We start from the raw sequence: 23,007 nt of genomic DNA, 5'->3' as shown, positions 1-23,007 counted from the left end.
ACTATTCTGAATGAAACTATAACATCTGAGATAATTCCCATGCCCTTACATGCGTAATACCCTTGCGAGAAGGCAACTGGAGATCATCAAGCGACACTTTCGGTATAAAGCGGACGAGGAAAACCACAATCGATGGTGTTACCGAACCAAAGATTATACTTCTTTACTGATTCTATATTTTCGTTCATATTCGAATTTTTGTGCAAAGATAGCATTTTTTTCGTGTATAGCCGAAAATATCTCTGTTTTTAACAAGATTTTCGCCTATAGACGAAAATCTCCTCGTTTTCATCAATTTTTTCGTCTATGGACGAAAATTTTGAAGTATCGAGATTGTTTCAATCTTATTTCCTTGCTATCCATTTCGGCAAGACCAGGGTGCCCATCACCAGGAAAGGGTACAACCTGTACTCCACCCTTAATTCACATTTCAAAGATGTGATGGAAAAGTGAAGAAACCGTTAAACTCATCAGCCCCTTCGGAATAGATAGCCCGAGATAAGTATTTGCAATAAAAAGTAGAAATTTCTTGCTTGCTCTTTCAAAATATTGTATCTTTGCACCCGCAATCGAAAGAAAAAGAAAAGTAGCAGTAAAAATAACAATTATTTCAGATAAAATGGGAGACAGAATAACAACAATAGAACAGGGAATGCAGCGACGCACAGAACTGCTCTTAGGAAAGGATAATCTGGAGAAATTACAGTCGGCACGCGTGCTCATCTTCGGTATTGGAGGTGTGGGTTCATGGTGCGCCGAGGGATTGTTGCGTAGTGGCGTGCGCAACATCACTATCGTGGACAGTGACCGTGTCTGCGTAACCAACTGCAACCGCCAGCTGATGGCAACAAGCCGTACCATCGGAGAAGTAAAGGTGGATGCACTGCGCGAACGACTGCTGGAGATCAATCCCAATGCCAACATCACGGCTTATCAGAAAATCTATCAGGCTGAAACTGCCGACGAGTTCCACATGGAGGAATACGACTTCATCATTGATGCCATCGACTCACTGAAGGATAAGGCCGATTTGATACTCCGTGCCACTGCCCTTCCTAAGGAAATCACATTCATATCTTCTATGGGTGCTGCTCTCCGACGCGACCCGTTCAAGGTCAGAAAGGCTGAGTTTTGGAAGGTAGAAGGTGATCCATTAGCCAAAGCCTTGCGTAAAAAATTCAAGAAGAACAAGACCTTCCCTCACCGCAAATTCCAATGTGTATATAGCGTAGAAACGCCAATGAAGAATATGGGCGTAAACAAAGCCTGCGGTACAGGCGGTTGTCTGTGCCCTAAAGCGAAACTGCTCAGCGGAGAACGTGGAACAGACACAGCCGTCTATGATGTTCCAGGCGACCAGAGCCTTGTAGAACATGAATGGTGCTCTACGAAGGCGCAGATCAATGGTTCACTCTGCCACATCACCGCAACTTTCGGTATGGCAATCGCAGGTATGGTAATCAATCACATCATTGATTGATGATCATAATTCACCATAAAAGATAAAATTCCTTATTTCATTACTGGTAGTAATAACTTAAAGGAGCAACTGGCTCAATTGTTGATTTTATGATTTCTATAACATACATTATAGCATACGTTTGTGCTGGCATCTGTATCCTGGCACTTTTGGAAAAGTTGTTAGGCTTTGTAGCTTATATAAGGGATGGCTGGAAACATGTCAATCAACTTTGTCCAAATAAAAAGCTTGAGGATTTGAATACCTTCACGAAAGGAGACAAGCTTTATGAGGGCAAGGTAAATGTTGGCCTGCGCAATTACCAAAAGAGAAATTTACTGAAGTGGTGCTGTCAGGTGACAGTTCCAATTGAAGAGATGGACGAGCAGGGCCTGCCCACGGAAAAGGAGAAAAAAAACCTTGGGGACTTGATAGGCGCCATCGATTTATCCCTTCGCATCAAATGTAAAGATGTGCCATATCCACTGATTGTTGGTTTTGTGGAGGGCAACAATGTCTGCAGCATCTATTGGATGGTAAATAATCCTGAAAATGCGGGCAAAGTGTTAGGAAAATTGAAGCTTGATCGCAAACTTCAGTATACGATGCGGCAAGATCCATTCTGGACTCAATTTAATACTTTGCTGGAAGAGTTATAATAGTTCCCTGGCAATCCAAGCGCATGCCTATAAGCTTGCCTTTATTATAGTGTTGCTCTTTCGCTAGGCATTTTGCTTATATGGAGCAAAAGATATTAAAAAATCATTTAAAAATAGATGATTTTCAGTATTATTCAGTACTTTTGCACCGAAAGTTTTTGATAGTAAAAATTTAAATATTACAGACATGATAAGACTGAATGTATTTTTTGAAGTGAAAGAAGGAGTGGATATGGAGCAACTTAATGCCCTGTGTCAGGAGTTAGTGGAAAAGTCATTGGCTGACGAAGGCAACATTGCCTATGACTATTTCGTTAGTGGTACTCGTGATGGCGTGATGATGATATGTGAGACTTGGCAGAACGCTAAGGTGCTGAAAACTCACATGGAGTCTGCTCACTTTACCACGTTGGTTCCTCAAATAGAGGCTTTGACGAAGCATGGATTGAAACTGGAACAATTTCAGTTTGAGAAATAACAGGTTTCCTTAAAGACGACATGAGCCAGCTTCAGCTACAAGTAGTTCTCTGAATCATCTTTGCCCACGAGAAGGTGATTGGAGTTGACTTAACAGAAGAGTGCTCAACCTCTCTATTAAACAACAATGAAGATGCAATACAAAAATATCATTTTCGATTTGGGGAACGTACTTGTGAAGTTGAATTCTCTAGGATGTATGAATGCTTTCAAGGTACTTGGAATGGAGAAACTGATAGACTCTAACCCAGAGGCAAAGAGACTCATGGGTGAGTTAGGTGTTGGACTGATCTCTACGGAACAGTTTTGCGATGCGGCAAGGAACTTGACCCTGACAACAGTTTCTAATCACCAAATTATTGAAGCGGCCAATCGAATGTTGGTTGTTATTCCCGATGAGAAGAAACGCAGGCTTTTAAAGCTCAAGGCTAAGGGCTATCGTCTCTTTCTATTGAGCAACACCATAGACATTCACTGGGATTATTGTGTGGAGAAGTTATTCCCCTATCAGGGGCATAATGTGGAAGACTATTTTGAAAAAGTCTTCCTCTCACAGCGGCTCCATCTCTCCAAGCCGGATGCAAGAATCTACGAGGAAGTCATCAGACAAGCAGCGATAGTTCCTGAAGAATCGTTGTTTATTGACGACCTCCAGGAGAATTGTGTCGCTGCGGAAAACCTCGGCATTCATACATTCCAGAATGTTGAGTTTGATGATTGGCTCGACTTGGAATTATAGGAAGCCATTCTGACTGCCTATTGAACCTATCGATTCTTTCCTTGATGATTCGGATATAGGTTCTTTTCATCTTGTCATTAAGGAAAGAAGCCCTGTCCGCTCATAAATATCATTTTTCTCGATATACTTGGACAAACCAAAATAAAAGTTGCTTTTATTGTCGGAATGTTGTGTTTTATATTTAAATTGCGAATCATCCCTTTTCTGAGAAGATTACCTTATCACTATTGAGATACCTCGTTTTGAAGGTATGTTTGATATCCTCCCTATCCATTATCTTGCCGTTTAATTGTTCTTTTTCCATTTCCATTGTTTGCTCATTCATTTTTTCTGCAAAATTAGGTGAATCGTGAGAAAAATCATTGCGCATGAAAAATTTTTCTATTGTGTGAAACGAACTTACACAGGTGTGGGCTATCTTTGCATCAGAATTTTTAATTGATATACAATGGAGAAGTTTGATATTAATAAAGAAATGGCGAAGTTAAAAGGACTGAACATTATCGAAAAATGCTCGGCTTTAGACGATTTGCTTGATGATTTGGAAGATGCCCAAGAAGCTTTTACCTAAAAAAGTAGTTTTCCTTCATGACTCCACCTTTGAGTTTGATGGGATAAGTTTTGGGAATATATCCATGCGAAGCTTGCAAAGTAAGGAGCAAAATGTCCAATCTGCTACCAAAATGGACTTCCTGATTACCCATATTCCACCGGAAGGCATACTTGACGAGGGTAGGGGAAGCCGTCCGCTATTGTTAGAGGTTTATCGCTCTCAACCTCGTTTCCATGTCTTTGGTCATGCTCATTCTTGTGGAAATCAAAGCAAGGGAGGTGCTTTTACGGAGTTTTACAATGTCTCACAGTTTAATGAACTTAAAAACCAAGATGGAGGTCAATAGAGAATGGTTTCCACCTTGGTGACAAGTCTTTTAAACATCAGCTAAATAAATGCCTGTAGCCATCCGAGTAGGTTTGTGGTTGACGTTTTTCGTATTTCTGAATAAGTATCGTAAAATGCAAATCAACTACATCGGAACTTACCTCTCTGGTACCAAAGACTAATTTTCCTTTTCCTGCCAACATTTGGAACTCACTCTTGATATCTTCTTCCTCTTTCAAAGAAAGTGGATGAAGTGAGGACACCTTACATAATACGACAAGCTTCTGCGGATTTAAAAACTCATTGTCTGAATCCATCTCGATATACTTTATCAGTTTCTTCAGATAATCCACTCTGCTGCTTTCTCCATAAGTATGAGTCTCCATGTGGGTTAGCAACATAGAGAAACCATCATAGATGAAGTCCATGTCATGAAAAGTGATGTCCTTTCCACCCATGAACTTATCTCGGAGACCTTCATATTTTTCTCTATAGTCTAGATAGTCAATTCTCTTCTGCATACGATAGTCACGCTTCTTTCTTATATTGGATGCTTTGGCGATTCTCTTGTTGCAATAGTCCCAGTCTTCCATGCTCATGGATATACTATCAAGAGATGCGAGTCTCATTGTTTTGAGAACCTCTCTCTTTTTATGTCCGGGCAAATAATTGAGATAGTACTTTTGTTCTAACTTTCTTGCCGTAGTACCATAACAGGTGTGCATCTTGTGCTCGATTCTGTCCTCAAAGGTTTCTTGGGTAGTTTGTGGCGTATAGCCATAGAAAGTACAACTCCAAAGAATCTTGGCTAGCACTTCCTCCTTGCTGAGGTTGCAGTCATCAGCAACAACTACCTCCTTGGCGACATTGCTTTCCCAAAGGTCACCTTCGCAATTGCAAACATCGATGTATGACTCCTCATCTTCAAAGGCTTCATCAGGAGTGTGCCACTCGACTTCAATCTTATGATTCTCTATATCAGAATTATCCACAGGAGTAAGGTGGCAGAGGATGTCGTATGCTTCCCGATACTGTCTAATGGTCAAAGATCCTTCTTTTTTCAAGGCAGGTATCAATGCGTCAAAATCCGTACTAAGTAAAAGTTCTTTCAGTTTCATACACTTAACATTTAAAATTTATTGCAAAGGTAGTGCAAGGGTGTGCCAAAAAAAACGGCACAGCTTAAAAACATCTTTGAAGGCTATGATATTTTTATAAAATGTTTTTAAGGTGTGTTTAATAAGGCCATGACACACCCTCAGTTTTACAAAGCTAATTACTTTTTCCCGCTTTCTGCATCTTCAGGTATTGGCCAGTTTTCTGATGGAGTTCGCATTTCCTTCATCACCTTGTCAAAGCCGATAACCATTTCCGGATACTTCTTGGCGAGATCATGTTTCTCTTCTGGGTCTTCACGCAGATTATAGAGTTCCAGAGGCTTGTTTGGCTTGATGGTAACAGCCTTCCAGTCACCGTGGCGCGCAGCACGCTGCTTACCTGGGAATTCCTAATAAAGAACTCGGTCGTCTGTATCAATCTGCTTACCATGGAACAATGGCAGAATATTCATGTCGTTGATGTTCTGAGGCAGATATGGGGTGCCTCCAGTAAGAGCTGCCAGCGTAGGCATTACATCTGGGAAATATATAACGAGAAAAGCGTAAAGTATATTTACCATAATCATCCTTATGTGTACATGTATTCCAGACCTTGCTTGTAACGAAGAACTTGTCATGGCTGATGCCAATGATAGCTCCAATCGGTACAAATGGAATGGTGCAGGTATCATATATTTGCTATATATTTCCCAAGTAAATAAATTTCATCCCTTCTTCCAATGCAACCCTTTTTGCCAAATATATGGTTTCTTTTGGCGTTGGAGAAGCATCCTGCATCTTATAAAGAGGGAAGAACCTGCTGAAATGTAGTGGATTCTGGGCAAAGCCATTCGAGACGAGCCAGCGGCACATCTTCCTGATCATCTTCTCACTATCATTGACACCTGGAATCAAGAGATTGGTTATCTCCAGATGAACATCAGACTTCTGCATGGCTAGCAAGGTATCAAGTACTGGTTTTAGATGTCCACCACATTGATGCATATACATCGTATCGGAGAAAGCCTTAATGTCTATGTTAGCGGCATCTATATAAGGAAGGAGTTCCTGCAAGGGCTCTGGATTGATGTAACCTGCCGAGACGAGAATATTCCATAGCCCATACTCATGTGATACCTTCGCTATGTCATGGATATACTCATAATAGGTAAGAGGCTCTGTATAGGTAAATGCGATTCCTGGCAGATGATGCTGCATGGCGATGTCAACAATTTCATGGGGTGATAACTCATAAAAATTCACATCAGAGGGCAGCGCTTGCGAAATGTCATAGTTCTGACAGTTAAGACACCGAAAGTTACACCCCGTACATGACAAGGACAGGCATCGGGTGCCGGGATGAAACTCATTGAGAGGCTTCTTCTCGACAGGGTCATCTGCCAAGGCACATGGCTTGCCATAAACAATGGAATACAATTTGCCCTTGAAATTCCATCGGCTTCCACATATCCCATGCTTTCTATCCGGGATGACGCAACGATGGGGGCAAAGCTCGCATCTTACCTTCAGGCTCTTGCCTCCATCTTTGCCCTCCTCTATCTTCGTATAATATCTACATTCCTTCATGTTTCCTAACCTTTTGTTTTATCATACGATTTTGAATTCTTTGGGTGTTTAAAATCAGAATATGATTGCCTCGTAGGTATAAAGTTCGGCAGTTCTCCAGCCTTCCCAGCCAATGCCAGCTTTATCTTGCGCACAATGTCCGAGAAATTCCTCCTTAGTCCAAGACACCTCATCGGCAACTTGTGGCAAGAAGGTTCCTGCACGATTGCCCTTACGCATATAAATGCCTTGTTTGCCCAGTTGGAATTTGTCGATGGAAAGGATGCGCTTCATCGGGGTAAGCACGGAAATCTCTATGTCGATGTCTGGAAGCTCGGTTATATTGACTGCTGGAAATCTTGGGTCTTCAAAGGCTGCAGCCTTCGCCATTTGGCAGACCGTCTTATAGAGTGGCATATCCTCTCCGAAATGTCCGATGCAACCTCTCAGCCTGCCGTGCTTATGCAGAGATACAAAAGCTCCACATAGGGTCTTTAGTTTTTCCGACAGATGGCTGGGAAATTGATAACTCCTACCCTCCAAGGTCATCCTGATGGCATCGTAAGCTATCCCCTTGAGCATCTTTTTGTCTTCGTCACTTAGTGAAAAGTTTGCCTCGTCTTTTTCTCTTGATTCAACCGGCTTTACGTCATCTCTTGTAAAGATAAATGAATGATACCCCACTACCCTATCCTTTCCTCCGTAGGGCGAATCACCCGAATTGCGGTACATGATGTGATGTGGATGGATGTTGGCATCATTTTCTGTCATCATCAGGAGTGTGGCAATAGCCGCTTCTCCACAAGCACTTGTGGCAAGACTGTTGATGTTCAATTCCTGGTTGTGCAAGATGGCTTTTACGAATGCTTCCGCCTTGCCCGTCATGATGGCATCCTTAGTAAGTCCATCCACCCTTTTGGCATCAAGATAAGCTGGATAATGTGAGAAATCACTACTGATGACAAACAGATTTCTTTCGTTCATATATGGCTGGAGGACACGGGCTATCTCTTGAAGTATGCTCAACTTTTGCGTGGCAATGATGATTGGAACGATGGGAACTACCTTCTTGAAGTGATACTGCAAGAAAGGAAGCTCCACTTCCAGACAGTGCTCGCTGTCGTGTGCCTTATTATTATAGGTAAAAGCATCGCTCTGTTCCAACAGAGATTTGCAGAGTGCAGTATCCACCGGGACATTACCAAGTGGCGTTGCATATTCTGTCGCTTCAATATTCACCGAAGCTTTGTCAAGATAAACATGATGACTAGGTCCCAACAAGAAAATGTGTTCATATTGCGCGTCTGGTTGGATGCAGGCAAAAGCAGATGCAGTGGTTACGCCAGAGAAGACATAACCGGCATGTGGGACAATGATAGCTTGCACAGGTTTCAAGGGTGAAGCCTTGCATTGCAGAAAACACTCCTTCAAGTCATGGCGAAGTTCCCGGGTATCGCCTGCATAAAATTGTCCTGCTACGGCAGGTTTACGTATCTTTGCTTCCATCATCATACACATGGTTAATAAAACAACTAAAACAATTTTTCTCATATCTAAAAGCGTGAGAAGAATGGCAACTTTCCATCCTTTTGGCAAAGATACAAAATAATATGATAGAATGTACAAATCCAGCTAAAAAAATGCAAAAATGTCAGCAATGATTAAATTATTTCTGGGTCCACTTAAAAAATGGGCATATTCTGACTTCATGCAAGAAACTGCAAAGACAAAACAAGGCGTACATTGGCTTGGATAAGGGAAGCTCATGTGGAAAGCCTGGTTAGCGATATTGATTTGATGGAGAAAAGAGCCAGGGAAATGCCATTCTCTTCATATGTATTGTGCTCCAAAAGCAAATATGAAGAGCTAGGCAATTCACGAAAATCATTTCTCAACGAGAAAGTACGCCGGGAAAAGGAACTCGACGAACTGTACTCACAAGAAGTATATTCGGAAGAGGCTTTTAAAAGCTGGGAAGGCAGGTACAAGTCTCTGTTCTCCTCTACGCATTATGAAGGCAAAACGGTCATTTCATACAATCCTTCGTACTTTCAGGAGAAAACATTGTTATCGCACAATCCAGGTATAGTGATTCCTTTTTAAGCCATAAAGATTTAAAATATTACTATATGAATGAAGAGAAAAAAGACATATTGGATTTCTTCTTGGATGGTGATATAATCATAGCTGGGGCACAAGGATATACGAACATCAGCAAAATTCTGGAAACAGAGGAGTATAAGTTCGCTATAAATGATTGTGATAGTGATCTGAATGTGTTCTTTATGCATGTCATGATAGACTGGCCAACACCATCAACATGGTACTTATGGTAAGCGAGATATACAAGAAGAACTGCGTGAACTGATTCAAGCCCAGGAGATATTTGGTTCAGACAAATGCACTTGGGCTGTCATCGATGACATATACAATCTGACTAGGATACAAGTTGGAATATTGGTATACAGAATAACAGAGTAGTTGATATCCATGCAATAACATATAAAGGTTTTGAGTGGGATCTCATAAAACAAGGTTATGGCAACATTATAGATTCAGCATTATTGACACTTATACCTATATATTATTTCTCAATGCCTTTTCCAATACCTCTTGTGAAATTTCATTATGGAGTCTAACAATCTCTTGCTGAATTTCTTCTGCATGTTGTAAGTCGCCAATATTCACACAATACTGATGAAGTTTTTGCAGAACCGCAATAGCTTTCAAATTGTTTCCACAAATCGCCAAAGCCGCCAAATCTTTCTGTTGTTCATTATTGGCTGTCACTTTGAGCACCTTGAACATATTATCTAAAAATGTATACATAATTACTCAGTTACAAATATTTATACATAACTTTTATTCTAAGGCGGTCCCATCGCGCATAACCTGACGCAGACCGCTTTGGTCCGCCAACCTTAGAGCGTAGCGGTTCTGAGCACCGGAGGGCGGTTACATTCTCTCGTCCCTGAGGGTTTCTGTCCCCCACAAATGGGGGACCCGAAGGGGGTGTAAAGACCATTGAAGAGAGGCTTGGTGAGAAAGGTGGAGCCCTCTTTAAGGGTAAGGAGGGACGGGGTGATTTTCGAAAAATCCTCCTTTTATCTAAAGAGGAACGTGGCGATTCGATAACGCATACGTTCCAATCACCCCATAACATACCAACGGTATGAGAAATGCAATCGGCATACTCCCTGTAGTATCCGCTATATACCCCATGATTACTGGAGCAACCGCTCCACCCACAATCGCCATGATAAGCAACGAAGAGGCCAATTTGGTCTTTGTCCCCGCATCCCTCAATGCCAGCGAGAAGATCGTCGGAAACATGATGCTCTCTCCCAGATACAGGGCGAAGAACGCAATAAGAGATAAGGTTCCGCTACATACCACCACTATCAATGTGGCAACAAAGGTGAGGATGGCACAGACTAACAGCACCAGCCTTGGCTGGATATAATTCATGATGACACCACCAGCCAACCTGCCGATAAAGAACAGACCCATTCCGCCAAAGGCGAGATACAGACTGGCAGTCTGCTTCTCAAAATGAATACTCTCCTCAGCATAGTTGATGAAGAAACTGTTCACACCCGTCTGGGCAGCCACATAGAGAAACAAGGTCAGCATACCGAAACAGAATGCCATCACTCGCATCGGCTTCTCCTCCACCATTTCGTTCGTATCCGCCTCATGCGCTCTCCTTGGGTCCGGCAACTTGATTCTTGATAGAACCAGTGCCACAGCAAGCACGAAGATACCCACCAGGGCATAAGGGATGGCAATGTTGACACCCGAGAACAGGAGCTGTCCGCCAACCAGCGGTCCTACAATCCATCCGATACCATTGAGCGACTGTGACAGGTTGATTCTGCTCTCCGCCTTGTCAGGATGTCCCAGTACTGTAGTATAAGGATTCGCACTCGTTTCCAGACAGGTCAGTCCGCATCCTATCACAAACAGCGACAGAACGAAGAAGTAGAAACTGTTGATCCTGCTTCCCGGTATGAACATCAGAGCACCGATACCGAAGAGTACCAGTCCTGTTATCACTCCCCTCCTGTAGCCCCACTTCCGGATAATCCATCCGGCAGGTAGCGCCATCAGAAAGTAGGCACCATAGACAGCTGCCTGCGTCAAGGCCGACATCGCCTTGCTGATATGGAACGACTCCTGGAAATGCGGATTCAGCACCTCCAGGATGCCATGGGCAAAGCCCCACATGAAGAAGAGGCTGCTGATGATGAGGAAAGGCACCAGATAGTTATGCCCTTCGTATCTGAAGATGGATGGCTTCGTCATGATTCTCTGCAAATTTAAGACTGTCCTTTACTACCAGTGCCAGATAACCGCCGCCACCGGCTCCCGGCATCTTCCATGCCAGTACCTCCTCCATGCTGCTGTAGCGGTCAATCATCGGCTGCACACTCGCCTCCGGTTCTATCACACCGTAGATAGACGGATTCACCATACCCGGGAACATCGCAATCTGGGCCTCGAAAGATGCCCTGTATGCTGCCGCAAAGGCATCGAGGTCGTGCGCCAGGATCGCCTTCCAGCAGGCATCAGCTGCATCAGCCAGCGCCTTCACCTTCTCAGGCGTGATATCCTTACCTTCCACCACACTGCATCCCGGTCTTCTCGGTTCCATCGGAATCATCACCAGATGGTCTTCCAGGAATCGGAGGGTCATCTCATCCTGCGTACTCTCAATCTTCTCCGGCCAGAAGTTGTTGTCATAATAATGACGCACCAGACCGGGAACACAGATACCGATGGAATCCTGGGCACCAGAGATGATACCGTCGTGACGCTCCGGATTGTTCTCAAAGCAGAATACCAGTCTGGCGAGCATCTCCGGATCCATCTTCGGCAACTTCACCGGCCATATCTTCTGAATCATCTTACGGGTAGAGGTAGACAGACCGCAGCGGTCGCACACCTCAAAGGTAGGTTCCAGCGAGATGGTAATCGCCCATCCCGGATGATACATGCTTACATATGGCTGATCAATCCAAGTACCTGCCAGATCCAGACGGGTAGGAATCCCCGCCTCCTGTGCAGAATTATCTGATACATTCGATAACGCCTTCTTCAGGTCAGAAGAAGACCGCGCCTTCAAACCAGCATGAGGCGTGCGCTGGAGTTCGACATATTCGATGCCCCTTTCCTTACAGATTCTACGTTTCTCATCAGAACCACCTTCAGCGTTCACCACAAACACATCCGGTTTCACCTTATCAAGAGTTGGCAGGAAATCGATGACTCCACTTCCCTCATTGATATACGCATCCTTCACCGCCTTTATATTCTTGACCATGAATAGCCTTTCCTCCTGCGGGAACATAGGCTTGCGATGCTTATACTCCAGATAAGTAGCATCCGATCCGATACCCACATACAGGTCACCATACCGTGATGCCTGCTGGAAAAACTCCACATGACCGGAATGTAGCAGGTCATAGCAACCGCTTACAAAAACTTTCTTTGCCATAAACTTTATGAAAAGTTAATGGTTTACAGTTAACAGTTAATATCAACCTGCTAACCGTAAACCATAATATATTAATTGAAAATTATTAACTGAAATTCGTAATCTATAAATTGTAACCAGCAATCTATAAACTATTAATTGTAAATTACAAACTTCCCTCTCCTGGCGGTCACATCAGCAAGCTGTCCCCAGGCGGTTCCAGCCCGCACAACTTTTATCTTATATAACCCAACAAGTCAAGATACATCATCCTTGACTCCAAGTGTTCATCTTCAGGAATATGATTTGCTTCTTTCTCTAATTCTTCTGTTGCGTACAAGAATTTGAAGCCATTCTTTGCATAAAAACGTAATACATTTTCCTTGTTATAGGCATCAACCACAATAAAACGGCAACCAGTCTTATTATCAGGTAACAAAAACCAAGATATGATATAGTCTATTGCTTGTGAGCCAATACCATCATTAGTATCTTGAAAATTCTTCGCAACTCCAAGTCTTCCTATCAATACTGCTGGATAACTTCTTGTTCTTTTGGAATTAGGAATTTTTCTCTGTATTTTGTTTCTTGAAGCATTCGGAATCAAAGCAGCCTTGATACTATCATTTGCCAATGTAAAGGCACAAACGATTTCATCCTTACCACTTCTTTCCGTGGCAAAGAAATATGTTTTTCCCAATAATTGCCCATCATAAAGACAAGCCTCCTGGTGAAAGAAATCATCAAGATCTTCATCACCACAGCTAAAAGAGTCAAGCTCTTCTTTTGTCGTAACTCGATAAAGAGAGCAATTACTTTGCAAAAGGACTCTTTCCTCCATGTGCTTTCAAATTAGCGGTTGAACGAACCAATATTTTCTCCACATCAGCAAATGACATTCGCAATGCCTTTCTTTGCGGATTGCGTTCATTTTCCTCAGCCTCACGAACAAATCGTTCAGCGGTCTCACCTGTCAGAACCGGAATACTTCTTATTTCTAATGCCATAACCTTTTATTTTAGATGATTAATATTATGTCACAAAAGTACACTTTTTCCCCGAAACTACCAAGAAAATGGCAATAATTCTGCAAGTTATCAGCAAATTAGTACAAAATTAACTATTAACTGTAAACTGCTATTTCCCGGCGGTCCCATCCCGCACAATATGGCGAAGGGCTTTGATGCCCCGCCAACCTTAGAGCGAAGCGGTTCTGAGCACCGGAGGGCGGTTGCATCCTTCCTTCTGAGGTTTCTGTCCCCTACAAGGGGAACCGAAGGGGTCGTAAAGACTATTGAAAAGGCTTGGTTAGAGGTGGAGCTCCCTTTGGCTAAAGGGAGACGGAGGGATTCGAAAAGACTTCTTCAACGGTAAGGAAGGTTTCTGTCCTATGTGAGGGGGGAAATCAAAGAATATCTGATGTTGCTTCTCCACCCTATTCCTTCGTCATATTCCAAAGGAACAAGCTATTACCGATGATATATCTGCGCCACATATCCAAAGGAATTTCACATTTTATGATGGATATGCATGTCTTTACATCATCACTATTAGTATTTTCTAAGATTTTGTCGATGATAGCATTACCTTGATAAGATTTGTCCTCTGGTATCCCAAAGACCAAATCATTATAGAAGAGATACGGCTCAAAACAATATTGTTCATATCTTTCTCAAAAAAATGGGAGAGGGAACCGTTCGCCATATATTGCTATTCTTTGTTTGTTTTCATTGCAAGGACGAACAAGTACCTGCCGAACTCATCGGTTAGTTGTATTTTGTCATTACCAAGCATCAGTCCGTTCAAGTTATACCCACCACGTTGAGTGACAGGTAGTTTGTATCTCTCGGCATACTCTCTAGCTATGTCCATAACCTTCAGGTTCTTCTTTGTCCAAGTCTTTCCTAAATTTGTCGTCAGGTTATTCACCTCCACAAACCAAGGCCAACGGTCATTTGGTATATTGGTATGTTTGGGAGAACTCATTACTTTGAAAACCGAGATGATTTTTCTTGCACCAACAGCGTAGGTAATGAGTATATCTCCAACACGCACAGCTTTTGGCAATCTATTCGCAAAATGTTGTTTTTGAAACTTTTCAGAGTAGTCGCCATCAAAAATTTTGTGATTGTTAGAACCAATAGGCTTGATGAAGAATCTTGTTCCGTTTGGTATTTGAGGTAGGCTGAGTATGTCATCTATCTGTATCTCTTGCTGTTTCACTTTCTTCCAACCTTCTTCACGAGTCTTGTCCGCTCTTTTCTTTATCAGCTCCAACTTATCACTCGTCAGTTCAATATTTGCATCGACAAGCAACTGCTTTTCCATACAGCCAATGGCTTTGGCATCTTCAACCAGACATCCCCATTCATGATTTTGCTTTAATCCATGTTGTGTAAGATTGGCAGACGTTATGATGGCCGCAAATGGAACTTCATTATTCTTGAATATATACACTTTGCCATGCAGCATATTGTCAATGCGTATCTGCCAATTAATACCATGCTCTTTCGTCGCTTTGCGAAACGACAATAATGAATCTATCTTTTCAACTGCCTCATCGTTTTTCATCGTAGTGATGAACGTGATTTTTCTGGTAGAGCCCTTCTTTGATACGTTGGAAACAAACGTTTCAAAGTTTGGGAAGCAGAAAGGACTTGCTATCAATAATTCATCAGCTTGCTTGCATAAGGCAAGTAAGCAGTCATAATGATTGTGACAAGAAAAGTTCTCTATGATTTGCATGATGTTTACTCTTCAAATTTAACTCCTTTTATTCTTCATCCTCCAATAGAAATGCCATGTTCTGTAGATTGGCTCACTCAAAGCCTCAGCAGGATAGAATCTAACGAAATGCTGTCCGAAGTTGCCACCATTCAGTATCTCTGCCAGCAACAACTATCCTCGCTTTTCATCCATCGGAGCTATCATCTTCTCCTCTGATAATCCCAAAGCCTCATGCAGCACATACATCACTGCCCTTGCAAACTTCCACAATCCCAAATACTTCAATCCTCTCTGCACCAAATCTAAAGCTGTAGAGGCAGAAGAACCAGAAGCAGAAGAACAGGAAACAGAACTCGTATCCCCACTAACACCCCGGCGGTCCCCTCCCGCAGGGGAGGGACAGGTGGGGCTATTTACAATACATATTCTCATAATACTTCTGATACTCCCCAGAAGTAACATGATCCATCCAGTCCTGGTTCTCGAGATACCATTTCACGGTCTTCTCGATACCCTCCTCAAACTGGAGAGATGGCTCCCAACCGAGTTCCTTCTGGAGCTTGCGAGAGTCGATGGCATAACGCATATCATGACCCTTTCTGTCTGTTACATAAGTGATGAGGTCCATATCCTCGCCTTCCTTTCTGCCGAGCAGACGGTCAACGGTCTTGATGACCACTTTGATGATATCGATGTTCTTCCACTCGTTGAAACCGCCGATATTGTAAGTCTCAGCCACCTTTCCCTTGTGGAAAATCATATCGATGGCACGGGCATGATCTACAACATACAACCAGTCACGCACGTTCTCACCCTTACCATATACTGGCAATGGCTTGCGATGACGGATGTTGTTGATGAACAACGGAATCAACTTCTCAGGGAACTGGTATGGACCATAGTTGTTAGAGCAGTTGGTCACGATAGTTGGCATACCGTATGTATCGTGGAAAGCACGAACGAAGTGGTCTGAGCTTGCCTTGGATGCTGAGTATGGAGAATGAGGATTGTACTTGGTAGTCTCTACGAAGAACTCCTCGCCGTAAGCCTCGTGATTCTTACCGCTGGATGCCTTGGTGGTGAAAGGAGCAGGAATGCCATCAGGGTGAGTCATCTGCAATGCACCATACACCTCATCGGTAGAGATGTGGTAGAAACGCTTACCCTCGTATCCCTCAGGAAGACTCTCCCAGTAAATCTTTGCCGCCTGGAGCAGAGACAGGGTACCCATCACGTTGGTATGAGCGAAAGTGAATGGATCCTTGATACTTCTATCTACGTGGCTCTCGGCAGCGAGATGGATGATGCCATCCACCTTGTAGTCCTGCATCAGCTTCAACATCAGGTCGAAATCACAGATATCACCCTTTACGAAAGTATAGTTAGGCTTATCCTCGATGTCCTTGAGGTTAGCCAGGTTGCCTGCGTATGTTAACTTGTCGAGGTTGATGATGTGATACTCAGGATATTTGTTCACGAAAAGCCTTACTACGTGTGATCCGATGAAACCAGCACCGCCCGTGATAATGATATTCTTCATTAACTTTGAACTTTGAAAATTGAACTTTAAACTTTATGATTAGTATTTTTGAGCAGACTTCTAACAATCCTGCTTAAGATTAGCAATACACTTCTCCAGAGAATCCACCCAATAAGGAACCTTATCACCAAAGGTCTCCTTGATGGTTCGCTTGTCCAATACTGAATAAGCAGGACGAGTTACAGGAGAAGGATACTCCGAGCTATAACATGGTTGGATATCACATTCCGTATGACCGGCGATTCTTGCAATCATCTGGGTGAAATCATACCAGGAGCAGACACCCTCGTTTGAGAAATGATATACTCCAACATATTCATCTTTGCCCTGGGCAGCCTCTACCTTATCCAATATGGTGATAATGGCATTAGCCAAATCAAGTGCGTATGTAGGTCCACCTCCTTCATCGCCTTAGCCAGATTCTCAGGAGCCTCCGCATTGAGCTTTTCTGCCAATGCAGCCAGTTTCTCATCTGTCTCGCAGGCATCCACATTGGTCCATGCTGCACAATTCACGATGGCTTTCACATCATTCTCCTTTAATGTTTGATGACCTTCATCCAATATCGAAAGCAGATACCTTCCAGACAAGCTACCTTCAAGCCTTGGCGCTTCTCCAAGACTTCGATAAAGGTAGATGCCTCAGAAAGGGAATCATGGGTATGCTTGGCTACTTCTACTACCTTATTAGGATAGAAGTATAAGCCAACTACAGCATAGTTGCTCTTTGGATGCTGAGGCTTCTCTTCGATACTCAGGCAATTGCCTTGCTCATCAAACTCTGCCACGCCATATCGCTCAGGATCACTTACACGATAGCCAAATACAGTAGCTTTGTTATTGATAATATATCATCGGTTTATCAAAGATAGGAATCAGCTGCTTGCTGATACCCTTTGTAATAGGATACAAACGAGTACCGCTACCACCTGCTAATACGATTCCCTTCATATTTATTGATTATTATTTTAAACCCTGTCTGTCATTATCCTCGAACCAGTCAGCCAGCGCTTCCTCGAAACTCCACTTAAACTGATAACCGCAGTTCTTCAACTTCTCACCACAGATATTAGTAGAAATCTGAAGTTTCTTCACTCTCGCAGGACAGATACCCATTGGCGAACCAAGCAACTGAGCCATTCTTGCCATCGACATGATCACCCAATTAGGAATGTCTGGCACCATCTGCGCCAAGTCTGTCACCTTCTTCATAGCCTCCACAATGTGCAAGGTAGTATAAGCAGGCTCAAAGCAGTTTCATATATTTTCCTCTATTTTAAACAATTTTTCTTGTTGTGACAACTTTAAAACAAAATACTTCTCATCATTTAATTGAGCAGGTAGCTTATCACGCAAAATAGATGCGACAAACTGAATGCCACATTTCTCAACCTCTTCCGCAATATCTACCAATTGATTATCGCTCATCAATTCCTTTTTATCATTCAGCAAGAAATGCAAACAAGGAATTTCTTGGGAATCAGCAAATTTTGTATACGCAATGTCAAAACAAGATATTTCTCCCATTTTCTTGCCAGAACTTAGATTAGCATTCAAGGAAGAAAAGGTATATATTTTTCTCTTCTCATCAAAATCAAATTTTACTAAATACTCCTCATTATAAAGTTTTCTGGAAACTTGAGAGAAATATTGATTGAAGACATCCAACTTATCCTGTAATTTTTTACGGAATTCATCGGTGTACATGTCATTACTTATTTCCTTCTCCTTAAGCTTCAATCTTGCTATTTTCTTGACTATAGCTTCTATTTGCTCTATTTTACTTTCTAATTCTCCCTTTCTTTGGTATTTTTGATTAATCTCATTAATTAAATACTCCAAGTCATCATAAGTATCAGATTGCGTTACAACCTCAGACAGTTGTTGCTCTTTGGACAACAAAATTGAAAGTTGCGAACCTTTCTTTGCTAAGTTTTCTCGCAACTGTTTCAAAGCACTGTTAGCAAACTTACCTTTATTTGCAACCATCTGATTATGATAACCAACAAGTTCCTCAAAAGTTTTGTGCAAATCTGGCACCAAAGCTTTTGCTTGCTTGTATAAACTTTCTAACTCTTTAATATCTATATTAGAATACTCACCTTCTAATTCCTCCAGAGTTTGAAGAAGAATATTTTCACGCAATTTCAGCAAAGAGATTTCTGAAGTCAACTTATTAACTTCATACTTAATCTCATTTAGTAAATCTAAATCTCTTGCAAGATTTTGATTTATATTCAAATTTTCCTTCTTCGCTTCTAACAAATTGATATCATTGTTTACTACACCTAAAATTGCTTTGTATGCATTTTGATCTGCCCCATCAGCTTCCAAGCGTTTTTTAAATTTTTCCTCTGCCCCTATTTCTTCTTTAATTTTTTTTCTTTCCGCTCCATTATCATTGTAACAGCCAAAAAGAAACAAATATAGTGACTCATACTCTATATCCTTACCCATTGTAAGAGTCTTAAGGACATTAGAAACATTTTGATTGGTATATCTAAAATTGTGGGATATGATTTGTCTATACGAAGGCTTCACTATATTCAAGCCAAGAGTATATTTTTCTAAGGCTTCGACAAACAACGCATCGGTTTTATAATTTTCACCATTAATTTCACGCAATGCATTTTGACGTTTCAGAAAATTTCTCTTAATGACAATTTCCTGTCCATCATTAGTAAATAACAAGAGCTTAATCACAACTTTTTTCTCTTGCAAAAAATCTCTTACATTCTTTATTATATCTTTGTGGTTAGCCGGATCAGAATAAATCTCCACTCCCTTCCCTCCAAGACAAAAATCGATAAGACGAAGCACAGTTGTCTTACCAACACCATTTCCGGTCTTGGTACTTTCTGTATTTGTTTCGTCAACTATCAAATTTAGTCCTTTATGAAATTGTATATCCCTAATCGTACATTCATCTGTACATATCTGTAATGATTTTATGAACATATTGATATCTCCTCATTTTTATATGTTATAGCTCCTATCAAGAACAACCAGTCTAAACTTAAAATGAACACATTGTAACTCATTTTATGAGAAAGCATCACATCACAATAGAGCTCAATCAACATTCTTTTTCTTTTTTCTATTAGAATTTTGAGTATTATAGCCCCATTGAAATAGATACTATTCTCTGGCCTAACATTATCTGGTATCAACATAGCTCAGGTCGTTTAAATATTTTACATTTAATAAAAGCATCATACATGATAATATCAATATATAATTCAATCTCTTCTCTGTGGAACGTCTTCAATTCTGGACAATCAGCAACTTTTTTATACAATTGCCGAGAAATCGAACGAAAGAGAGGTAGACCTGATTCTTTCTCACTTAATTCCAAATATACCTTCCTTATAGCATGCAATACAGCGAGACTTTTATTTTTCCACTCAAGATCATATGTATCATAAACTTTTTGTACAATATCTCTGTTTGACACAAAATTCAAGAAATCATCATATAATTCCTTTAAATTATTCAGTTTTATTTTCTGATCAATCTCGAAAGGGATACTATTGATTTCATCATCATATGAATATGGTTCTTGCGACAAATACTTTATGACTATAGCTAAGCCCGAAGTTTTTCGCTCTTCAAGAGACAGCAGAGAAAATTCACTATTTAATATTTTCAAAATATTCTCAAGTTCTTCTACACCTAAACCTTGCATATCAGACAAGAGTGATTCAGAATCTTTTACAGCATCAGTGTCAACAGCAAATTTTATCCCGACTGGCGCATTATACTTAAGACCTCGCAATCTCTTTGCCGGCTTTGAAATTGACAGAAACCAAAAACTGTAACCATCAATATAATCTTTAGGAATTTTATCCAAAGATTCTTGGATTTTACTCCTAGTACATTCTTTTGAAATTTGAACTAAAATTTTCCTATCCAAATCTATCAAGTCGATACCAGGCATATTATGCTTGATACTATTTGCATTAACGAAACTAGCCTTATATATTACATTCAATAAATCCTTGAAAGTATTTTCTGCTAAAACTGCATCATTATTCAAATTCATAGAACCAAGTTGTTCTATACTGCGACCAATAAGCAACAGCATATCTGAAATTTTACTCAAAAGTTCATTTCTTTTCATACTCAACCCCCTTTAATTTGTTATTAATGCGCAAATTAACTATTTTTTATTGAAGTATGCAAGAAAAAGGAAACATTTAACACTATTTGTCGCCTTTTCCATAAAACCACAACAATAAACCATCATAAGACCTTACTCCCTCATTACTTTATAGTATACAACAATAGCGCAAGCCTTAAGCCCAACTTGTTATGCCAATATGGCACTAACTTATTATTTTTTGTAATGGCACAGCTTTTGCTACAACATATCATGTGTTGAGACAATAGTGTCTAAATCCTAGCACAGAGAGGAGGTGTTTATTATGGCAACAAATCCACCTAGTGGAGATGGACATCGTAATGGAATGGTAAGACAACGTAGTCAGACCTATAATTCCAAAACGCAGCAATATGTCAAACGTGACACCATTACAGGACGTTTTATAGATGTCAAGCAAGACGGCACACCATTCAAAGGTGTAAGAAAAGAAAAGTAATTTTAGCAACAGGGCATTTCGTTTTTGCAAAATGCCCTGTTCTTTTTCCCTTATTTTCCATCCTTTGCCTTGAAGATGACACCGGGTCATGCACTTCCACTATGTGCCAGACATCTAGGGGGACTTGGCTGCCGTATTTGTTTTTGGTCAGGCACACAATACGGCTTTCAGCGAATACTTACTGCCTGATTATTCTTTTCCATACAAATCCCTTATTATATTCTTTGGCACTTTGAAAAAATCTCATTACCTTTACGCCCATTCACTGGGCTTACAAGACTATCCGAAGATTCTTTCTGCGATAAACTTGGCTGGGAAAAGCAAGCCAGCCATAAGGTAACCACTTGACAATCCCAGTTCTATCACCATCCGTTGCCAACATGCCTTACTGCAAGGCAATACCCAGCCTATCCCCCACCTTTTCCCATGCGGTCCCATCCCGCACAACCATGGCGAGGGCTTTGATGCCCCGCCAACCTTAGAGCGTAGCGGTTCTGAGCACCAGAGGGCGGTTACATCCTCTCGTTCCTGAGGAAAGAGAGGCTTGGTGAGAAAGGTGGAGCCTTCCTTAAGGGTAAGGAAGGACGGGTAGGTTTTCGAAAAAGCCTTCTTTAATGGGAAAAAGCGATGCCAGTGAGTGCAATGAAAACTCGCTTTCAAATTGCCGAGTGCAGCTCGCTTTATCAACAAAGAAGGACGTGATGATAATCACTCTACCCTTCACGCATCTCACCAACTTACTCTGGGTAAACGGAGGTCTTTGGAAATGCAAGCCACGCATTACACCATAAGAACTCATGCTCTCATTGTCCTGATAAAACTCTACCTTGTAGCCAACCAATGGCTCCACCTTCTCTATAAACTCACGATCGCTAAAGCTCTCTAAGAAATAGCCTCGCAGCATCTCTAAAAAGGAGAGCGGGAACCGATTACCCATATATCTGTTATTTTATTCCATGTATCTTCTTCCATCCTGCGAACCAAAATCTGAATTGGTAGTCTTCACTCCCATTCCCTGGCTTTACAAGATTATCCGAAGATTTTTTCTACGATAAATCTTGCAGGAAACAGCAAGCCTGCCATCATATAACGCTTGCGGGTATGTGGTTCCTTCCACATTCGATAAAAAAAGCGAAGATTCATTTTATCCACCCATGCCGGATAATAATCTATCTCATTCTTAAAAGTCTGATGGATAAATCCACCACAGGTAAACCCGACACCCTGATAACCGGCATTCTTTACCTTTAACAGGAACTTCTCTTGCATCAAGGCTCCCATTCCAACTATCAAGAAATCTGGATTTAACTCCGTAATATGCTTTGCCTCTTGTTCCATCTCATCCTCATTAGCAAAGTACCCATTCCGATACCCCGCAAACTTAACCTTAGGATACCGCTCACGAAATATCTCTACCGCCTTCTCTACTTGCTCTTGCTTGGAAGCCACGATATAGATGGTCTTTCCATGCTCCTCTGCATAAGAGAACAACTCCGGTGCCATCGAAGTCATGTCGAAGCTTCGGCGAGTCACTTGTTTGCCATACACTATCTTGATGGCTTTCACCAACAACTCACCATCCGCAAAGATACCATCCAGCTGCGAGAATAGCTCCTTATTGTCGAGAGCAGTCAAATAAGACACTGGGTTGAGATAGGTATATGCCTTTCCCTTATTCTCGAATATCTGATTAACGGAAAAGGATTCCGTTGATATAATCTTAGAAACTAATATTGATATCATATTTCTATATCCTAAATTCCGCAGCATTTTAGTTTAACTTATTTTAT

At 41.5% G+C, this 23,007-nt stretch carries 26 protein-coding genes and 5 pseudogenes; 9 read left to right on the top strand and 22 right to left on the bottom strand.

The window, feature by feature from the left end:
• The first annotated feature begins 619 nt into the window (after positions 1-619).
• The 4 genes from DW917_RS11885 to DW917_RS11870 all read left to right on the top strand — a co-directional run bounded on the left by DW917_RS11885 (position 620) and on the right by DW917_RS11870 (position 3,334).
• Positions 620-1,480: a ThiF family adenylyltransferase gene (locus tag DW917_RS11885; RefSeq protein ID WP_118118986.1), complete on the top strand. Its 861-nt coding sequence runs from the start codon at positions 620-622 to the stop codon at positions 1,478-1,480.
• 149 nt (positions 1,481-1,629) lie between these two features.
• On the top strand, positions 1,630-2,118 hold the full coding sequence (locus tag DW917_RS11880) for a DUF695 domain-containing protein (protein WP_158570136.1): 489 nt from the start codon (positions 1,630-1,632) through the stop codon (positions 2,116-2,118).
• Between the two features lie 187 nt (positions 2,119-2,305).
• Complete coding sequence (locus tag DW917_RS11875) at positions 2,306-2,596, top strand: putative quinol monooxygenase (RefSeq protein WP_022109813.1); 291 nt, start codon at positions 2,306-2,308, stop codon at positions 2,594-2,596.
• Positions 2,597-2,722: 126 nt separating this feature from the next.
• Complete coding sequence (locus DW917_RS11870; protein WP_118118982.1) at positions 2,723-3,334, top strand: HAD family phosphatase; 612 nt, start codon at positions 2,723-2,725, stop codon at positions 3,332-3,334.
• A 193-nt stretch (positions 3,335-3,527) separates the two neighbouring features.
• Here the strand turns inward: DW917_RS11870 and DW917_RS17245 are convergent, their stop codons facing one another.
• The gene (locus tag DW917_RS17245; protein WP_158570134.1) at positions 3,528-3,704 is read right to left on the bottom strand and encodes a hypothetical protein; all 177 of its coding nucleotides are present in this window, start codon (positions 3,702-3,704) and stop codon (positions 3,528-3,530) included.
• 78 nt (positions 3,705-3,782) lie between these two features.
• On the opposite strand from DW917_RS17245, the gene DW917_RS18095 reads away from it, so the two are divergent.
• Both DW917_RS18095 and DW917_RS11865 read left to right on the top strand, forming a co-directional pair.
• Positions 3,783-3,905 carry a hypothetical protein gene (locus DW917_RS18095; protein WP_255415337.1) on the top strand — a complete coding sequence of 41 codons (123 nt, stop codon included), beginning with the start codon at positions 3,783-3,785 and terminating at the stop codon, positions 3,903-3,905.
• Between the two features lie 64 nt (positions 3,906-3,969).
• Positions 3,970-4,233 (top strand): hypothetical protein, encoded by a 264-nt coding sequence (locus tag DW917_RS11865; protein WP_147344180.1) that lies wholly within the window; start codon positions 3,970-3,972, stop codon positions 4,231-4,233.
• A gap of 37 nt (positions 4,234-4,270) precedes the next feature.
• Here the strand turns inward: DW917_RS11865 and DW917_RS11860 are convergent, their stop codons facing one another.
• From DW917_RS11860 to amrB, 4 genes and pseudogenes are all read right to left on the bottom strand, one after another.
• Entirely contained in the window at positions 4,271-5,332 is a 1,062-nt protein-coding gene (locus tag DW917_RS11860; protein ID WP_118118978.1) for a hypothetical protein, read from the bottom strand.
• Positions 5,333-5,490: 158 nt separating this feature from the next.
• A pseudogene (locus DW917_RS17780) lies at positions 5,491-5,865 on the bottom strand (arylsulfatase); the annotation flags it as partial.
• A gap of 145 nt (positions 5,866-6,010) precedes the next feature.
• Positions 6,011-6,898 carry an AmmeMemoRadiSam system radical SAM enzyme gene (gene amrS / locus DW917_RS11850; protein ID WP_118118976.1) on the bottom strand — a complete coding sequence of 296 codons (888 nt, stop codon included), beginning with the start codon at positions 6,896-6,898 and terminating at the stop codon, positions 6,011-6,013.
• 54 nt (positions 6,899-6,952) lie between these two features.
• Positions 6,953-8,428, bottom strand: a complete 1,476-nt coding sequence (gene amrB, locus DW917_RS11845) for an AmmeMemoRadiSam system protein B (protein WP_118119001.1) — start codon at positions 8,426-8,428, stop codon at positions 6,953-6,955.
• Between the two features lie 192 nt (positions 8,429-8,620).
• Between amrB and DW917_RS11840 the strand changes: the two genes are divergently transcribed.
• Complete coding sequence (locus DW917_RS11840; RefSeq protein ID WP_118118974.1) at positions 8,621-8,980, top strand: hypothetical protein; 360 nt, start codon at positions 8,621-8,623, stop codon at positions 8,978-8,980.
• 26 nt (positions 8,981-9,006) lie between these two features.
• Complete coding sequence (locus tag DW917_RS11835) at positions 9,007-9,213, top strand: hypothetical protein (RefSeq protein WP_118118972.1); 207 nt, start codon at positions 9,007-9,009, stop codon at positions 9,211-9,213.
• 241 nt (positions 9,214-9,454) lie between these two features.
• On the opposite strand, the gene DW917_RS11830 is transcribed toward DW917_RS11835, so the two are convergent.
• From DW917_RS11830 to DW917_RS11765, 15 genes and pseudogenes are all read right to left on the bottom strand, one after another.
• A complete protein-coding gene (locus tag DW917_RS11830) occupies positions 9,455-9,706 on the bottom strand; it encodes a hypothetical protein (protein WP_118118970.1) in 252 nt (83 codons plus the stop codon).
• Between the two features lie 279 nt (positions 9,707-9,985).
• Positions 9,986-11,182: a sugar MFS transporter gene (locus DW917_RS11825; protein ID WP_199545553.1), complete on the bottom strand. Its 1,197-nt coding sequence runs from the start codon at positions 11,180-11,182 to the stop codon at positions 9,986-9,988.
• Entirely contained in the window at positions 11,145-12,374 is a 1,230-nt protein-coding gene (locus DW917_RS11820) for an adenylyltransferase/cytidyltransferase family protein (protein ID WP_118118966.1), read from the bottom strand. Before DW917_RS11820 ends, DW917_RS11825 begins: the two co-directional genes overlap by 38 nt.
• A gap of 214 nt (positions 12,375-12,588) precedes the next feature.
• Entirely contained in the window at positions 12,589-13,194 is a 606-nt protein-coding gene (locus DW917_RS11815; RefSeq protein ID WP_118118964.1) for a GNAT family N-acetyltransferase, read from the bottom strand.
• Positions 13,166-13,360, bottom strand: coding sequence for a hypothetical protein (locus DW917_RS11810; RefSeq protein WP_117588040.1), 195 nt, complete (start codon positions 13,358-13,360; stop codon positions 13,166-13,168). The genes DW917_RS11815 and DW917_RS11810 overlap by 29 nt, the downstream gene beginning before the upstream one ends.
• 703 nt (positions 13,361-14,063) lie before the next feature.
• On the bottom strand, positions 14,064-15,098 hold the full coding sequence (locus tag DW917_RS11795; RefSeq protein WP_118118954.1) for a phospholipase D family protein: 1,035 nt from the start codon (positions 15,096-15,098) through the stop codon (positions 14,064-14,066).
• Between the two features lie 18 nt (positions 15,099-15,116).
• Positions 15,117-15,248, bottom strand: a complete 132-nt coding sequence (locus DW917_RS18090; protein WP_255415336.1) for a hypothetical protein — start codon at positions 15,246-15,248, stop codon at positions 15,117-15,119.
• 3 nt (positions 15,249-15,251) lie between these two features.
• Positions 15,252-15,512: a hypothetical protein gene (locus DW917_RS17090; protein WP_147344179.1), complete on the bottom strand. Its 261-nt coding sequence runs from the start codon at positions 15,510-15,512 to the stop codon at positions 15,252-15,254.
• A complete protein-coding gene (locus DW917_RS11790) occupies positions 15,490-16,620 on the bottom strand; it encodes a dTDP-glucose 4,6-dehydratase (RefSeq protein WP_118118952.1) in 1,131 nt (376 codons plus the stop codon). Before DW917_RS11790 ends, DW917_RS17090 begins: the two co-directional genes overlap by 23 nt.
• A 60-nt stretch (positions 16,621-16,680) precedes the next feature.
• Positions 16,681-17,258: pseudogene (locus DW917_RS11785) on the bottom strand (NAD(P)-dependent oxidoreductase).
• Positions 17,186-17,570 (bottom strand): annotated as a pseudogene (locus DW917_RS11780) (sugar phosphate nucleotidyltransferase); the annotation flags it as partial. The pseudogenes DW917_RS11780 and DW917_RS11785, both read right to left, overlap by 73 nt.
• Before the next feature lie 12 nt (positions 17,571-17,582).
• A pseudogene (locus DW917_RS18185) lies at positions 17,583-17,873 on the bottom strand (NAD-dependent epimerase/dehydratase); the annotation flags it as partial.
• A gap of 3 nt (positions 17,874-17,876) precedes the next feature.
• Positions 17,877-19,502 (bottom strand): DUF2326 domain-containing protein, encoded by a 1,626-nt coding sequence (locus DW917_RS18180; protein WP_199545551.1) that lies wholly within the window; start codon positions 19,500-19,502, stop codon positions 17,877-17,879.
• 65 nt (positions 19,503-19,567) lie between these two features.
• Complete coding sequence (locus DW917_RS18175; RefSeq protein WP_118118950.1) at positions 19,568-19,792, bottom strand: ABC-three component system middle component 6; 225 nt, start codon at positions 19,790-19,792, stop codon at positions 19,568-19,570.
• On the bottom strand, positions 19,786-20,739 hold the full coding sequence (locus tag DW917_RS11765; protein ID WP_118118948.1) for an ABC-three component system protein: 954 nt from the start codon (positions 20,737-20,739) through the stop codon (positions 19,786-19,788). Before DW917_RS11765 ends, DW917_RS18175 begins: the two co-directional genes overlap by 7 nt.
• Positions 20,740-21,043: 304 nt before the next feature.
• Between DW917_RS11765 and DW917_RS17545 the strand changes: the two genes are divergently transcribed.
• Positions 21,044-21,217 (top strand): hypothetical protein, encoded by a 174-nt coding sequence (locus tag DW917_RS17545; RefSeq protein WP_199545550.1) that lies wholly within the window; start codon positions 21,044-21,046, stop codon positions 21,215-21,217.
• A 706-nt stretch (positions 21,218-21,923) separates the two neighbouring features.
• On the opposite strand, the pseudogene DW917_RS17775 reads toward DW917_RS17545, so the two are convergent.
• A pseudogene (locus DW917_RS17775) lies at positions 21,924-22,154 on the bottom strand (dTDP-4-dehydrorhamnose 3,5-epimerase family protein); the annotation flags it as partial.
• Between the two features lie 92 nt (positions 22,155-22,246).
• Positions 22,247-22,960, bottom strand: a complete 714-nt coding sequence (locus tag DW917_RS11755) for a WecB/TagA/CpsF family glycosyltransferase (RefSeq protein ID WP_118118944.1) — start codon at positions 22,958-22,960, stop codon at positions 22,247-22,249.
• Positions 22,961-23,007: the final 47 nt, after the last annotated feature.

Origin of the sequence: Prevotella sp. AM42-24, from assembly GCF_003461825.1 — a bacterium.
Classification (GTDB): Bacteria; Bacteroidota; Bacteroidia; order Bacteroidales; family Bacteroidaceae; genus Prevotella; species Prevotella hominis.
Note: the sequence above shows the minus strand (reverse complement) of the source record. Positions and strands in the feature narration are given on the sequence as shown.